At 56.9% G+C, this 14,861-nt stretch carries 10 protein-coding genes and 1 pseudogene; 7 read left to right on the top strand and 4 right to left on the bottom strand.

Annotation, left to right across the window (positions count from 1 at the left end):
* Positions 1 to 107 precede the first annotated feature (107 nt).
* From ONV78_RS08740 to ONV78_RS08725, 4 genes are read left to right on the top strand one after another with little or no spacing between them, the layout of a single operon-like run.
* On the top strand, positions 108 to 3,053 hold the full coding sequence (locus ONV78_RS08740) for a protein kinase (protein ID WP_279502641.1): 2,946 nt from the start codon (positions 108 to 110) through the stop codon (positions 3,051 to 3,053).
* A 26-nt stretch (positions 3,054 to 3,079) separates the two neighbouring features.
* Entirely contained in the window at positions 3,080 to 3,784 is a 705-nt protein-coding gene (locus tag ONV78_RS08735; RefSeq protein WP_127971371.1) for a glycine zipper domain-containing protein, read from the top strand.
* A 27-nt stretch (positions 3,785 to 3,811) separates the two neighbouring features.
* The gene (locus tag ONV78_RS08730; RefSeq protein WP_216739172.1) at positions 3,812 to 4,363 is read left to right on the top strand and encodes a hypothetical protein; all 552 of its coding nucleotides are present in this window, start codon (positions 3,812 to 3,814) and stop codon (positions 4,361 to 4,363) included.
* Positions 4,360 to 5,355, top strand: a complete 996-nt coding sequence (locus tag ONV78_RS08725; protein WP_279502639.1) for a S41 family peptidase — start codon at positions 4,360 to 4,362, stop codon at positions 5,353 to 5,355. The genes ONV78_RS08730 and ONV78_RS08725 overlap by 4 nt, the downstream gene beginning before the upstream one ends.
* 3 nt (positions 5,356 to 5,358) lie before the next feature.
* Here ONV78_RS08725 and ONV78_RS08720 read toward each other — a convergent pair whose 3' ends face one another.
* Positions 5,359 to 6,879 (bottom strand): aminotransferase class I/II-fold pyridoxal phosphate-dependent enzyme, encoded by a 1,521-nt coding sequence (locus ONV78_RS08720; protein WP_279502638.1) that lies wholly within the window; start codon positions 6,877 to 6,879, stop codon positions 5,359 to 5,361.
* 300 nt (positions 6,880 to 7,179) lie between these two features.
* On the opposite strand from ONV78_RS08720, the pseudogene thrS reads away from it, so the two are divergent.
* Positions 7,180 to 8,430, top strand: a pseudogene (gene thrS / locus ONV78_RS08715) (threonine--tRNA ligase); the annotation flags it as partial.
* A gap of 92 nt (positions 8,431 to 8,522) precedes the next feature.
* Here thrS and ONV78_RS08710 read toward each other — a convergent pair.
* On the bottom strand, positions 8,523 to 10,235 hold the full coding sequence (locus ONV78_RS08710) for a discoidin domain-containing protein (RefSeq protein WP_279502637.1): 1,713 nt from the start codon (positions 10,233 to 10,235) through the stop codon (positions 8,523 to 8,525).
* Positions 10,236 to 10,549: 314 nt separating this feature from the next.
* The gene (locus ONV78_RS08705) at positions 10,550 to 11,017 is read right to left on the bottom strand and encodes an Lrp/AsnC family transcriptional regulator (protein WP_279502636.1); all 468 of its coding nucleotides are present in this window, start codon (positions 11,015 to 11,017) and stop codon (positions 10,550 to 10,552) included.
* 137 nt (positions 11,018 to 11,154) lie between these two features.
* Here ONV78_RS08705 and ONV78_RS08700 point away from each other — a divergent pair, with 137 nt between their 5' ends.
* Entirely contained in the window at positions 11,155 to 12,114 is a 960-nt protein-coding gene (locus ONV78_RS08700) for a DMT family transporter (RefSeq protein ID WP_279502634.1), read from the top strand.
* A 72-nt stretch (positions 12,115 to 12,186) separates the two neighbouring features.
* Positions 12,187 to 13,371, top strand: a complete 1,185-nt coding sequence (locus ONV78_RS08695; RefSeq protein ID WP_279502632.1) for an aspartate/tyrosine/aromatic aminotransferase — start codon at positions 12,187 to 12,189, stop codon at positions 13,369 to 13,371.
* 119 nt (positions 13,372 to 13,490) lie between these two features.
* On the opposite strand, the gene zigA is transcribed toward ONV78_RS08695, so the two are convergent.
* Positions 13,491 to 14,708 (bottom strand): zinc metallochaperone GTPase ZigA, encoded by a 1,218-nt coding sequence (zigA, locus tag ONV78_RS08690; RefSeq protein WP_279502629.1) that lies wholly within the window; start codon positions 14,706 to 14,708, stop codon positions 13,491 to 13,493.
* Positions 14,709 to 14,861: the final 153 nt, after the last annotated feature.

Here is a 14,861-nt window from a genome sequence, read left to right as displayed (position 1 = left end):
GACGCCAAGTCGTCATGCCCGGGATCGTGTTTTGGTGTTCATGCGGCTTGCGCTTAAACAGCGGCCGTTGACGTACGTTTTACTCAGAGGTCTGACGGAGTGGTGCAGTGACTGAGGATTCTCGCCCTTCACAGGATAGCTTGGACGAAGTGGTGGATCCCACTCAACCGCAACAGGACTGTGAACCGACGGTAGTAGCGCCGGGGATGGAGCCGACTCAACTGGCGCAGGCGCGATCCGCCGAGGAAGACGCTGCGCAGGAGGATGAGCCCACCGAGCCGCAATTGCGCACGGAGCCCCAGGAGCGGACCGAACCGCAACCTGACGCGGCCCCGGAAACCAAAGTGGTGCCGCAGCCCGCGACGGCGGTGACGTCAAACACCTCGCGACGCACAGACAATACCGCCACCGGTAAAGCTTCCACATGGGGGGTGATCCCTCCTGCGATTCTGCAGAATTATGATCTGGTGGAATGGCTGACCACCATCGGCGCGGAAGCCACCGTCGGCATCGTCACCCGTCACGACAACGGCGAAGACTGCATTCTTAAACTGTACAACCCGAATATGCGCCCCAAGGACGAAGTGGTGCGTTATCTGTTGGGGAATCAGGGCAAGCACCATATTGTTAACCTGATAGAAGCTCAGTTTTGTATGAGCACCCATCGCTTCTTCGAAGTGATGGAATTTGTACAGGCCGGAACCTTAAAAACCTACCTGAAATCTCTCAGCGGCCCCATGTCGCTGACCATGGTGCACAAGCTGCTGGCGCAATTGCATGACGCACTGACCCGTCTGCATGAACACTCCATCGTGCACCGGGATTTAAAACCTGACAACATCCTGCTGCGGACCACCTCGCCTTTGGATATCTGTCTGGTGGACTTTGGTATTTCCTCCATGATGAATACTGAAAGCAACCGCACCACGATCTCCCGCACCGAGCGCTATGCGGCGCCGGAGGCCAGCACGGGTCTCAAGTCCGCCGCTCTGGACTGGTGGTCGGTGGGCATGATCATCATGGAGTGTCTGCGCGGCAAGGGCGTTTTCGAGCAAATCGACCACGAAACGGTGGTGGACTATAAGATCCTGCATGACATTGATGTGAGCGGCGTCGCCGACGTGCGCTGGCGCTTGTTATGCGCAGGCCTGCTGACCCGTAACAATGAGTTGCGTTGGGGAACGGAGCAAATAGGCCGCTGGCTGGCCGGCGACAACGACATTCCTGTGTATCGGGACCTGGAGCCGGTGAAAGCGCGGCGTGTGTCCGCACGCGGCAAGGTGCCGGAAGGGGCTTTCCGAATTGGTCTGCATGATTGTATGACGTTGGAGGAAGTCGGCAAGGCGCTGCAATCGGAGTGGGACGTTAACCCTCTGGTGGACAAGGTGTTGGCCAAGCAGTTGGAAAACTGGTTTTCCTCACAGGATAACCTGGAGGCGGCGCAACGGGTGCGTCACTTCGCCCAGGAAAGCAGCGATCCCAACCTGCGTCTGTTCAAGTTCATCAGTTATCTGAATCCCAGTCTCAAGGCCAAATTTAAAGAACTGGAGCTGACCCGGGAAGGGCTGCAGGCGTTTCTCGGGCAAGGCGCCAAGAACCTGACTCGCAGCAACCTGGAAACCCTGACCGGGGTCTATCGCCACAATTTATTGGAGCAGGCGGGCAAGACGCAACGAGACGTCACCCTGCGCCAGTACGCCCACAATTGGCAGCGTGAAGTTATCGCGTATCTGACGTCTCTGAAAGGACTGCGGCAGCAGAGCGGAACCGAGACGCTGATGCCGAGAGTGGAAGCCAATCCGCTGTTGAATATTCCGCTGAAGTTCGCCGAAATGGGGTCTTTCACCCAGCCTGGCGCGTTCGAAAAAATGCCCGGCATGGCCTTCATGGCCCATGTCCTGGAAGCGATACTCAAGCACCAGTCTCCCGCCGAGATTATGGCGCAGGTTTCCATTGAACGTTTCCGGGAGGCCTCTCAGGTCAAGTGGTTCGGACGTGTCTATCGGGCGGAGCCGACCAGTATCGCCGAGGCCAGATTCATCCTTGATCTGCTGCCGATGGCTGAGGCGCAACTGGCGGATGAACGGGAAGAGAAGCGGCGCTACAAGCGCGCATTGATTGAGCGTGTTATTTTCGGCTCGCTGTGGGCCGCCATGTCCACCGGCTTCATCCTGTTCACTTTACGCAATCACGCCTCCTACCTGCAGGCGGAAAAAGGGCTGGTGTTCGGCCTGATGTTCAGCGTATTGCTGGGCTGCATTCCGTTCCGCCCCAAATATCTGTTGCTGCACGGGCTGAGTTTGAGCGCACTGGTGTGCGGGCTGGCCCTGGTGGAAGGATCACCCGTGGATCTCTCTTCGGTGGGAGATATGTTGTCCTCCATCAAACGGTTGGGGACAAATCTTGCCGGACCCATGCAGTATCTTATTACCCTGGCGTTGGGCGGCTTCGTGGCGGGCATCGGCATTCGGCAGGTGTTCGCCAAAGCGCCGGACGGACGTTTCGGACAACGTCTGGCGAGAGTGGCCGGGTTAGGTTCGGCTGGGGGAATTTTAGCCGTAATAGTGCTAATTCCTTCTCCAATCGCTACAATAACCGGCCTTGGCGGCCCGGCGCCCGCCAATGGAACAGTGACGCAGGACCTCAGTCCCAGCCTCAGCCTGTTCCTCTATCAGCATTACAGTAGTTGGGTGAAGGCCGAAAGCAATACATTCACTCTGCAAAAACGCCTCAAAGTGAACGAAGATTTACGGGAGCGTTTTGGTAGCCGTTACGAGCAGGATGTTCAGAAGACGCGTGCGCAGCTCAATGTTGCGCAGGATCAGGCGGCGCAGAGTTTAGGGGAATACAAAACAGCTTTGGCGAATGCATGCGATCAGAATCTGAGCGCAGAGAAGTTTACCCGTCATTTAAAGGACAACGGAGTGACAACCGCAAATCTATCCGATCAGCCTGTTACCCGCCTGCTGCTGGATCATCTCGGCCAATGCATTTCCACTGCTGAGGCTGGAGACGACGAATTGAAAGATCAATTGAACGCAATCTTGAATTAAACGACTAGCTATAAGGATTAGTAACGATGAAGAAATTAAGCCTCCTTATCCTCGCAGGCGCACTGGCTACTACCGGTTGCCAGCAGCAAAACGCCAAGCCGCAGAATGCGGACCAGAAAGCAGATCAGCAAACCGCTCAATCCACCAGCGACCAGCGCACCCAAACCGTGACTGAAGGCGCGGTGACCGGCGCGGCTTTGGGCGCAGTGACTGGCGCTCTGGTGGATAAGGACAAACGCGGACGCGGCGCACTGGTCGGCGCAGCGGCGGGTGGTCTATTGGGCGGTCTGCTGGGCAGCCACGTGCAGGACCAGCGTGAAGAAGCCATCTCCCAGGAAGATACTCTGGACGTGATGATCGCCAAGTCCACCGCACAGCGCGAGTACGCACTGGACACCAGAAACAATCTGCAGAAAGAAATCGAGTCCATCGAAAAAGAAATCGCTCAAGTCAAAAAGACCAAAGTGTCCAACCAGAACAAAAAGCTGGTGTACGCCAAGCAGAATGAGCGTCTGCAAAAAGTCTCCGCAGAAAACGCCGGCCAGATCGAAGTGTTGGAAGACTACCATCAGCACCTGGTGACCAAGTTCGACGCCATGCTGGCTGAAAACCCTGCGCCGACGCCTGAAAAAGACGCGCTGCAGAAAGAAATCGTCGCACTGACTGACGCTATCCGCTCCATGCGCGTGCAGGAAGAGCAGTTGGCGGCTATCCAGCAGAACCTGATCTAATCTCAGGCCGGACAAGGAGAAGCGCGTATGACTCTGCGAACTCTGTCTGCCGGCCTGATCGCCGCGTCCTTCCTGCTGGGAGGATGCGCGCATCAGCCGAATACGGACAACAATCCCCGCAAAGGCGGCTTTTTTGAAGGCCTGTATGGGGTGTACGGCGGCGATTACGAAGCGCGTAAGGTCGGCAAAGAGCGTGAGCTGGGCGAGGTTAACGCAGAGACCGCGGAAGTCGAAGCCGGCAACCGCGAGCTGGAAATGACCAAAGCCGAGCGCACGGCGGCGCTCAAGATTCAGCGCGCAGAGTTGAACAAGCTGAGAAAGCAATTGGACAAGGCTTCCAATAACCTGTCCGCGCTCAAGCAAAAAGTGGGTGCGCAGGAATCCAGCAAGCAGGAGCTGCAGGATAAAGTCGCCGAACTGGAGTACGCCATGAATAACCTGAAGGTTAAGCTCGGGCGCGCCGAAGTCGGCAGTGAAGTCATGTCGGCGGCGGACATGGCCTCGCTGGAAAATCAGCGCGACAGTCTGCTGGATGAATATCAGTTGCTGCAGGAACGCGCGGACCTTCAATTGCAATGATCCCAGGAAGACGCACTGCGCTTCCATGCCTGTTATTGGCGGCCGCCTGCGCTTCTGCGGCGGCCGCTTCTCTCGACACTATCGTCAATGAAAACTGGTATGCGAGCGATGCCGCCAAGGCGCTGCTATTGCAGGAGCGCAAGGATTTGGCGCGACTGCTGCCATTGCTGGACCCCTATGGTCTGGTGATTCCCCCCGAGCGAGCGCGGCGCGGACTGGGCGGAGTGGAATTCGCGCTAGGTCGTCAGCGCTTGATATACCCGCTGCCGGACGGCGGATTGGAGCAAGCGGGAGTCAACCGTCCTTTCATTTGGCTAAATCCCAGTAAAATCAGTCCTGATAGTGAAATCGTCCTTGTCGAAGGTCGTTGGCCTGACCAGTCAGAAAGCTGGTCCCGCCAGGTGCGTTTAGAGCCCTTTAACGCGCCGGATATGATCGTCGACGCGAAGCAACAAACGCTGACCTTGTTCCGTATCGACGCCCGCTCAACCCGCGCAACCCTCAATCGTCTCAGCGCAAGGTTGAAAGAGGGGTATACCCTGGACCTGCGTTACTGTCAGGGCGGCGACTTATACGAAACCATCGACATACTTTCCGATTGGCTGCCCGAAGACAAGAAAGTCGCGGAGTTGATCGCCGCCAGCGGGGAAAAGTATGAGTATTACAGCCAGAAAACTGCAAACCACCCGGCGGCTCCAGGCGTCATTCTGCAAAGCGAACTCACCGCCAGTGCATGCGAAGTGATGGCGGGCGCGCTGAAGACGCATATGGACGTTCCCATTGCGGGGGCGCCTTCCTACGGCAAATGCTGGTCCCAGCAGGAATTCATGCTGAACGACGGCAGCCGTTTGCATTTGACCACCCACTATTACGCCTATGCGCCGGACTTTGAATGCCGCGGCGCTGGTATCCCGGTGGATCAGGCTATTCCGGCGCAGCAGCGATTTCTTCCCGCGGCGGGGCTTAAAGGCCTGCCGCAGCGGGAAGATTAACGCTCAGCTTTCAGCCTGCGTTCGAAAACGCTGCTGAGGCAGCGGCGTCTTTAGCGCTTCCTGGCCCGCAAATGGGCCTTTCTGTCGATAGTGCAATCCGCCTGTGCTCCAGCGCCTCAAGATCTCATCAATGATATCGGGATGACTTCCCAGGTGAAGCCGCACATAGGGGGCCGGGGCCTGTTGATTGAACAGCGACGCGCATAGCATGGTGCCGGTGGCGTAGAACAGGTCGTCGCGGAAACGATCAATGCCGGCGGGTTCTTTCTGGTAGACCTCGGGCACGGCGAAAATCATGTAAGACGTGGAGGGGCCGATGCAGATTTCTTCTTGCGGCCAACCCAGTTGCGTCACCAGAAACTGCTTCACATGTTCTTTCTGTCGCGCGTACTGCAGCCCGGTTTCTACCGTCCAGTCCGCGGCGTCCTGGGTGGCCAGCCAGGCGCACATGACTTCCGCGTTGTGGGTATTGCAGTGATAGCGGTTGATCCAGGATTCTCGCGCTAGCTGACGCAGTAGCAGGGGAGATGTCGTGATCGCCGCCACGCCCATGGTGTTGCAACTGAATTGCTTGCCGAAGGGACGCGTGGAGACCCAGCGCTCAAACATGCCGGAGCGAACCAGCGTGTTGTCTCCGCCATTTTGATCAAAAGCCTGCAAGAGCGCTTTCAGGTGGTTCACTATTGGCGTTCTGGGGTCGTGCACGTTGAAGTAGGCGTCATCCAGGAGCAAGTAAGCGGACTCCTCGGCGCAAACCTGTAACAGGTGCTCCGTCACTTCCGTCGGCCACTGCATGCCGGTGGGATTATGCTGCGGGTTGCTGACGGCGAGCGCAATGCGTCGGCTTTGCAGTCCGCGCAGGTCGCCGATAATGTCTTTCCATTCCGATAAATTGGGCCGCCAGCCATGTTGCGGCCGGATGGGCAGATAGACCACTTCAAAGCCCACATCTTTGAAAATCCCTCGATAGTCCCAGCTGGGTGTGGGAACCAGCGCTACTGGCGCGGCTTCAGGCCAGCGAGCCTTAAATTGCCGATATGCGACTTTCGCCAGATCGTACATGGCCATGCGCGTCGTCATCGCCAGACAGCCAACGTCAATACGGCCGGCGAAGCCTTGCAGCAGCGAATGCAGATCATGCTCGGCGAGAATCAGGCGATGCAGGAAGTCGCGATGACGCTGAATGCCGTAACCACACTCCGCGTACCCCATATCTTCAGGGCGAAAGGTGAACTGATTGATAAAATCCAGAAATCCCGGGCAGACCCCGTTCCAGTGTTCGCCTTTTACTGCATACAGCGGCGGGCCATGAGGCTCGCCGGCGTCGATATAGTGATGATACAGCTGCTGTTCGGGAGAACATTGTCGCAATTGCTCGGAGTCATTGCGCAGGTGATCCGCCGCTGCGCGAATGTGACGGCGCATAAACGGCGTGTGTAAGGGGGGAGCAGGTATATCGGAATGGTCGGAAGTAGAACGATCGGAAGGGAAAGGGGCGTCTTGACGCTCAAATGTGCGTGACATATCGGACCTCCATTTCTAACGACTGCATAGTAAAGTTTAGTTTTTCGCCGCAGGGCGTCCATTGGGCGTTAAAATTATTCCTCATTAGGATTGCCGCTGCATTGATTTCGATGCTATGTTTGCCCACATGAAACTCATCAATCTTTTTTCGACCACCCGCACCACCACCAACTGGCTTGGAGGGTAGTGCGCGTCTGAAGAAAAAGGACCCTCCGAGCGAGAGCCGGAGGGTTTTTTTTCGCCTTCTTGTTTTCGTTTCGGGTCCTGAACTTGTACTGAAAACGAAGCCGTAGGAGGCGAACCATGAAAAATCATCGCGATATCGCAGAAGAACTCGATCTATTCCATTCAGAACCACAGGGGCCCGGTATGGCGTTCTGGCATCCGCGCGGCTGGCGGATGTTCCGGACTGTTAAAAACCATATTCGCGCCGCCTATGAAGCCGAAGGCTTCCAGGAAGTGGCCACGCCGCAGCTTTTGAAGCGTGAGCTGTGGGAGACTTCCGGACATTGGGAGAAATACGCCGATGACATGTTTGTCGGCGCCGGGTTTGGCGATGAGCCGGAATATGCGCTGAAGCCCATGTCCTGTCCAGCGCATATTCTGCTGTATAAGCGAGGCGTGCGCAGTTACAAGTCTCTGCCATTGCGTTTGTTCGAGTTTGGCTCGGTGCACCGCAATGAACGCTCCGGGGCCTTGAACGGGTTGATGCGTCTGCGCCAGTTCACTCAGGACGACGCCCACGTTTTCTGTCGCTGGGATCAGGTCAGCGACGAGATTCAGGCGTTTTTGCGCCGAGCCGAGCGCGTGTATGCGGATTACGGATACGGACGCCCCCAGGTATTCATATCCACTCGCCCGCAGCGGGACTACTTTGGCGCGCCTGAAGATTGGGAGCGCGCCGAACTCATGCTGGCGGCGGCCTGTGAAGCGGCTGGCGCGGAGTTTGTCCGGCAGGAAGGCGAGGGCGCATTTTACGGTCCCAAGATTGAACTGGCGCTCAAGGACGGGCAGGGGCGTCAATGGCAGATGGGCACTATCCAGCTGGACTTCAACATGCCGGAGCGCTTTGACCTGCATTATATCGACGCCGCTGGCGAACGGCGCCGGCCGGTGATTTTGCATCAGGCGGTGTATGGCTCCATTGAGCGTTGGATTGGCGTGCTGCTGGAGTCTTATCAGGCGGCGCTGCCGGCCTGGGTGCATCCGCAACCGGTGGTGCTGGCCTCAGTGGGGCAAGACTCAGTCGCCTATTGCGAAAGCGTTGGCGATTTGTTGAGGCGTCACGGCGTCCCCGTTGAAATGGACCTGGACGATGTTTCCCTGGCGAAAAAAATGAAGCTGCTGAGGCGGAGTAGAACGCCTGTCGTCTTGATCGCCGGCGCGCAGGAAATGGCGGACGGCGCCGTCGTAGTGCGTCGACGTGGCGGTGAGCAGGCGTTGGCGTCGCGGGAAGATATCGTTGCGATCGTGAGGGAAGCGTTGGCGGTCGCCAACTCAATGGATGCTGTTGAAAGCGAATCTGCTCATGAGACGGCGCTGGCAGACTAATGGCTGGCAGAGTAGCGGCTTGCAGAGTAACGGGAAAATGAGACGGCTCACGCCGTCCCATTACTGTGACGTCCTGGCTGCTGGCTAACTGGCTACAGCGAGACGCCCAATACGCGGAACTCCAGCAAGCTGGTCCAGTCGCCGTCATAGACATTGGCGTCGTTGACGCGGATGCGCAAGTAGCGCCCCGCGGCATCGACCTCATCGTGGTTAGGCGCGTCGATGGTTCCCGGAGTGGCGTTGTCATTGCGATCCACGATCTGCGTCCAGGGGCCTGCGGCCGCGTCGCTGACTTCCACCACATAGTGATACGCGCGATCTTTGTAGGCGACTAATTCAACCGCGCTGATTTGGGACTTTGAGCCAAGATCCACGGTCAGCGCTTGGGGAAAATATTTCGCCGACCAGCGCGTCTCCACATCGCCGTCCACGGCGCGACTACAGCCGTTGCCGTCCTCCGCATCGGTGCAGGAAACCGGTTTGCCCTGGGCGAGATTGGTCACTGTGGTTGAGCCGCCGTCGCTGGGAGGCTCGCCTCCGGCGGGCGCGCCGAATTCGATTTTATCCAGGTCCGGCGCCCAGGCGCTGGTGTTGTAGAAGCGTATGACGTTGTCCCCGGCGTCGAGGAACAAGCTGTCCTCGTACGCCTTAACCTGACTCCAGCCGCCTGAGTTCATCGCGGCGGAGTCCTCTCCTGCGCCATTGACGCTCCAGTACAGGGTGCGGGTTTTGCCCGAAGTGAAGTGCAGTGTCATGGGATAGTAATCGGCGCTTTTGGCGTTGACTCTGAACTCCGCCCAGTTATCGCCATTACCGATGTAGCCCAGGCCTTTTCCGCCGGACATAAAGGATTTCGACAGGATTTTGGCCTGACCGTGCAACCCGGCAGTCTCCGCTTCTATGGTTGTGACGTCGGGCTCGCCGTCGCCGGGTCCGTCTCCAGAGCATTGGTCGTCGCCCTCGGCGATGCAGAAATCGTTAAACAGCACCTTTTCGTCCCGCAGAGACGCCTTGTGGTTGAGACTGCGATAAATGCCCCACTTGGGGCGAACGAAAGGCTTGTCGTTGAGCCACATATCAATGTCATTGGAACTCCAGGACATCAACTCCTGGCCATCGCGCAGACGCTTGATGCGGATGCTGTAAGTGCCGTGGTCGTCAAAGCGGGAGGTTTCGATGACCTCCACCCATTCGCCCATAAAGGGCTCCAGGTCCACGATTTTGACCTTGCCGAGATTGACGCTGTCTGAGTTGTGAATGAGCTCCATTTTGTTGGGGCTGCCGGCGCGAGGGGTCAAGGTTATCAACGGCATGCCGCCGCCGTCCCCTTTGATTTGGTGGACGTGAGTGAAGCTATAAGACGGCTGGAAGCCTGAGTCCAGCTTGAACTTCCATCTGTAAGTATGTGTTTCGCCTAGGGTTCCTTTTAATTCGTCAGGCGAAGAGGATGCTGTTTTTACCTCTGTGCGCTGACGGTCGCTGTTGATGCAACGGTCGTCGTCTTCGTCCACATGGGCAAGAAAGGCGAATACATGCGTGTTCAGCTCAGCATTCCATTCTTCCGCAATATGTCTGCCGGTATGGCGACAGTCTGGCGTTTCAGGATCAGCGCCGAGCTTTTCGGCGAAGAGTTCATAAGTGTTGCCCGGACCATCGGCGGAAACGGTGACCGCCGCCTGGGCGGTGGCGCTGGCCAGAGCGGTCAGTGCGAAGGAAGCCGCCAGAGCGGAGGCGGATGAGCGCCACGGTTTACGAACGACGGCGCAGGGCGGCGTCGGGATAGGGGGGACGGTTGAGGTGTTCATAGTAGTTCCTTCCTGCTGTTCTTATATCCGGGCGGTTTGGGCGGCAGTACGGATGAGTTCCGCCAACAATGAAAATCATGGCGCACTGCAGCGAAACAACAAGAGTGTAAAAAGATGACGGCTGCTCCAATACCCTGGATGGCCTAAGGAGTAGGTGATATTTCGTTTGGAATAAGCCGTAATTATCTGTTTAATTTATTTTAAAACAATTAGTTGTGGATATTTGTTGATGTATTTTGATAGGAGTGGGAAGGCTATTGTCATCTCCCAAAGTGTTCCCAAATGCAAGTTGGCGGGACGGCGTTGACCCCCGCTCAGTAGATGGGGAGAGGGCCATGCTCTTTCACGGAGCGGATGGCGAAGCTGCTGTCGATGTTATTGACGGCGGGCAGGCTTTGCAGGCGGCGCACCCAGCGTTCGTATCCCGGCAGATCTGCGCTGACCACTTGCAACAGGTAGTCGAACGGACCTGATACGGTATGGCAATTCACGACCTCGTCCATATTACGCACCTTTTCTTCGAAGTCGGCGACCACGGACTCTGTATGCCGGCTTAAACGGACATGTACGAAGATGGTGACGCCCAGTCCCAGCTTGGTTCTGTCCAATTGCGCCCGGTAGGTCTGAATCAGTCCGCTTTCCTCCAGGTGTCTGACGCGTCGGGCGCAAGGCGAGGCGGAAAGACCGACTTTATCCGCCAGTTGCGCCGTAGTGAGTCGGGCGTCCTGTTGCAACAGATCCAATAACTGTCGGTCTATCCGGTCAAGATTTGCTCTCTGCATGCAATTAGCTCCAATCACTACAAATTAATAATTTCTTGGCTTAATGAGCTAATTATGCGCTATTTGAACGTGAAAGTTGCCCGTTTTCGCCTCTTAATTTCCATGATAATGGGAAAAACAACTAACGAGGCATCCCTATGTCCGCCAGTGCGTCCATTAACGCTCACTCTGAGGCGTCCCTGACCCGAGTCACTCCCATCCTGTCAGACTCGAAGCAAAAATTGCTGGGTTATGGCGCTGCTTGTCTCACTGTGTTGATCTGGTCCAGCTATTTTCTCTCCCTTAAGTTTGGCGCGCTGTCGCCCCTGGGGATTTTCGATCTCGCCTTGTTTCGCTTCTGTATTCCCGGTCTTATTCTGACGCCCTTGCTGATTAAACGCCGACACCGCATTCTGGCGGCGCCCAAACTGTACCTGTTGGGCGTCATGTTGGGGGCGGGGCTGCCGTTCTTTCTGTTGAGCGCCGCCGCCATGGGCTGGGCCCCGGTGGCGGACGGCAGCACATTGATTCCCGGAGCTGCGCCCTTGTTCGTCACGGGTATGGCGGTGCTGATCTTCAAGGAGCCTTTGTCGGTATGGCGTCGATACGGGTTGCTGGCGGTGGCGGTGGGCGCCTCCTGTTTTCTCTATTCCTCCTTATCCAATCCTTCCGGCGACCTGTGGCGCGGCCATGTGCTGTTCTTATTCTGTAGCGCCATGTGGGCGGTGTTTACGATTTCCGTCCGTCAGAGCGGTTTGAAGCCCTTGGAGGCCGCAGCGGTAGTGACGACGCCGAATGCGGCGCTGCTATTGATCTGGGCGCTATGGAGCCAGCCCGAATTAGCCTGGAGCGACATGCCTATGATGGAGTTAACGGCGCAGATGCTGGTGCAAGGCATTGGAGTAGGGCTGGGAGCGGGTTTTCTGTACAGTTTTGCGATCTCGCGACTGGGCGCCGAAATTACCTCCGCCATTGGCTCCATGACGCCAGTTTGCGCCACTTTGCTGGCGGCGGTTATGTTACAGGAAAGCGTCGAATTTGCTTCCCTGTTGGGACTGGGCTTGGTAACCTCAGGCGTCATTTGCGCCAGCGGACTGCTGAACCGGGAGAAAGCCTGAGCAGGTTAAGCGGCGGCGCCGAAAATCACTGAATTTCCAACGTCAATCACTCTATCAGATGGAGTAAAAAACATGTTCGAGCGTTTAAGCGCCCCCAAGCAGGACCCGATCCTGTCCATCAGCGTTGCATTCAAGGAAGACCCCCGACCCAATAAAATCGATCTGGGCATCGGCGTATACCGCAACAGCGAGGGGCAAACGCCGATCATGGCCGCCGTGCGTGAGGCGCAACTGGTGCTGGCGAACACGCAGCAATCGAAAAGCTATGTCGGTCTGGCGGGTGACGAAGTCTTCAACAAAGCGATGGTTGACCTGTTGTTGCAGGGAACCAAATTGCACAGCCGCGCTGCGGGCGTGCAGACGCCTGGCGCCAGCGGCGCGTTGCGTATGCTGGCGGATCTGCTGAAACAGGCGCGCCCGGACGCCACCGTCTGGATCAGCTCGCCCAGTTACGTGAATCACCGTCCGGTGATGGAAGCGGCGGGTCTGACTGTGAAAGAGTACCCGTATTTTATCGCCGAAACCAAAGCGGTGGACGAAGCCGCCATGCTGGCTCAGGTTGAGCAGTTGGGCGAAAGCGATGTGCTGTTGCTGCACGGCTGCTGCCACAACCCCACCGGCGCGGATATTTCCCTGGACGCCTGGAAACGCATTGCGGAACTGACCAACTCGAAAGGGTTTCTACCGTTTGTCGATATCGCCTATCAGGGCTTCGGCGATGGCCTGATGGAAGATGCGGCTGGCTTGCGCATCCTGGCGGACAGCGTGGAAGAAATGATCATCGCCACCTCCTGCTCGAAAAACTTTGGCCTCTATCGCGAGCGCACCGGCGCGGCCATCGTTATCGGCAAAACCATGGAAGAGACCATGAAGGCCCGGGGACGCATCCTGGAAATGGCGCGCTCCACTTACACCATGCCGCCAGATCACGGCGCGGCGATTGTCGCCATGATTTTGAATAACCCGCAGTTGAAAGAGACCTGGTTGACCGAACTGCAGGACATGAACGCCCGCATCAAACGTCTGCGTGAACAACTGGCGATGGCGTTCCAGGCTGCGACCGGCAGTGATCGTTTTGACTATTTCAAACGCCACAAAGGCATGTTCTCTGTCACCAGCCTGAGCGATGAGAAAATCGCCATGCTGCGTCAGGAACATGGCGTGTATCTGGTCGGCGGCGGCCGCTTGAATGTAGCGGGCCTGAGAGAAAGCGACATCGACGCGGTGGTGAAGGCCTTTATCGCAGTCGGCGCTTGATAAACCGACCTGGCGTCACCTCAACCTCATAAAAAAGCCCCGCGCGGATGGGCGCGCGGGGCTTTAAGGCATCCTGCCGGTCAGGCGCAGTTGCGGGCGCCAACAGGCTGATCCTGCAACTACGCCGATTCCCTTTCATCTTGAAATGAACGCCAGGCCGGCAGCGGGTCAGGGTAGGTCACCCAGACTTTTTCGCCCTGAGCCAGTTCCGCATCCGTCAATAAACAGGCGTCGAGTTCGCTTCGCAGTCGGTCCCAATCGATTCCCTGTCCGATAAACACCAGCTCCTGACGGCGATCGCCGTAAGGCTCCAGCCAGTTACCGCGAATCAGACGCAGGGACTCTTCATCCTGAGGCCAGTATTCCTGTGGCGCGCCCGCCCAGAACAGGCCTGCGTAACTGTAACGCATCACGCCGCCGGCCTGGGACCAGCTTCCGGCTTCATACGGGCGGCTGGCCAGCCAGAAATACCCTTTGGAGCGCAGCAGGCGGCCATTATTCCAGTCTCTTTCCAGAAATTGCTGGAAGCGTTCAGGATGGAAAGGGCGACGGGCGCGGAAACTGATGCTGCCAATGCCATACTCCTCAGTCTCCGGCTTGTGCTCGCCGCGCAATTCCTGCAGCCAACCCGGCGCGCGGGAGGCTTTCTCAAAATCGAATCTCCCCGTGTTTAACACTTTAGACAGCGGCGCCTGTCCCATCAAGGCCGCCACGATATCCGCGTCCGGGTTAAGTTTGCGCAGTACGGAAAATAACTCTTCCCGTTCCGCCTGACTGATCAGGTCAAGCTTGCTCACTACCAGCACGTCGCTGAACTCGATCTGTTCCACCAGCAGTTCGGCGACATTGCGCTCGTCTTCAGCGCCTAACGACTCGCCGACCTCCTGCAACGTAGCGGCGTTTTCATAATCGCGCATGAAATTGACGCCATCCACCACCGTGACCAAGGTATCCAGACGGGCGATATCCGCCAGGCTTACGCCATGTTCATCCCTGAACGTAAATGTTTCGGCTACCGGCAGGGGTTCGGATACGCCGGTGGATTCAATGACCAGATAATCGAAACGATCCTCCCGCGCCAGACGGGACACCTCCTGTAGTAGATCCTCACGCAAGGTGCAGCAGATACAGCCATTGCTCATTTCCACCAGCTTCTCTTCCGCGCGATTCAGATTCACCTCGCGATTGATCTGGTTGGCGTCAATGTTGATTTCGCTCATGTCGTTAACGATGACTGCGACTTTGAGGCCGTCCCGGTTTTGCAGAATATGGTTGAGCAGGGTGGTTTTTCCTGCGCCGAGAAATCCCGACAGCACGGTCACAGGTAATTTACGCATGGTATGACTCCTGGGGAGATAAATAGTGTATTTTGTGAATGTTATAACATAACAAAAAGACCATTTTGTCAACAAAGTTAAAACTCACAAAGGGAAACAAGAATATCGGTCAAAATTTGTTCTGGTGTTTTATAATTAACAACAGAACTGGCG

Source organism: Hahella sp. CR1 (assembly GCF_029813005.1).
Taxonomy (GTDB): Bacteria; Pseudomonadota; Gammaproteobacteria; order Pseudomonadales; family Oleiphilaceae; genus Hahella.
The sequence above is the reverse complement of the archived record's forward strand: the minus strand, read 5'-3'. Positions and strand labels throughout refer to the sequence as shown.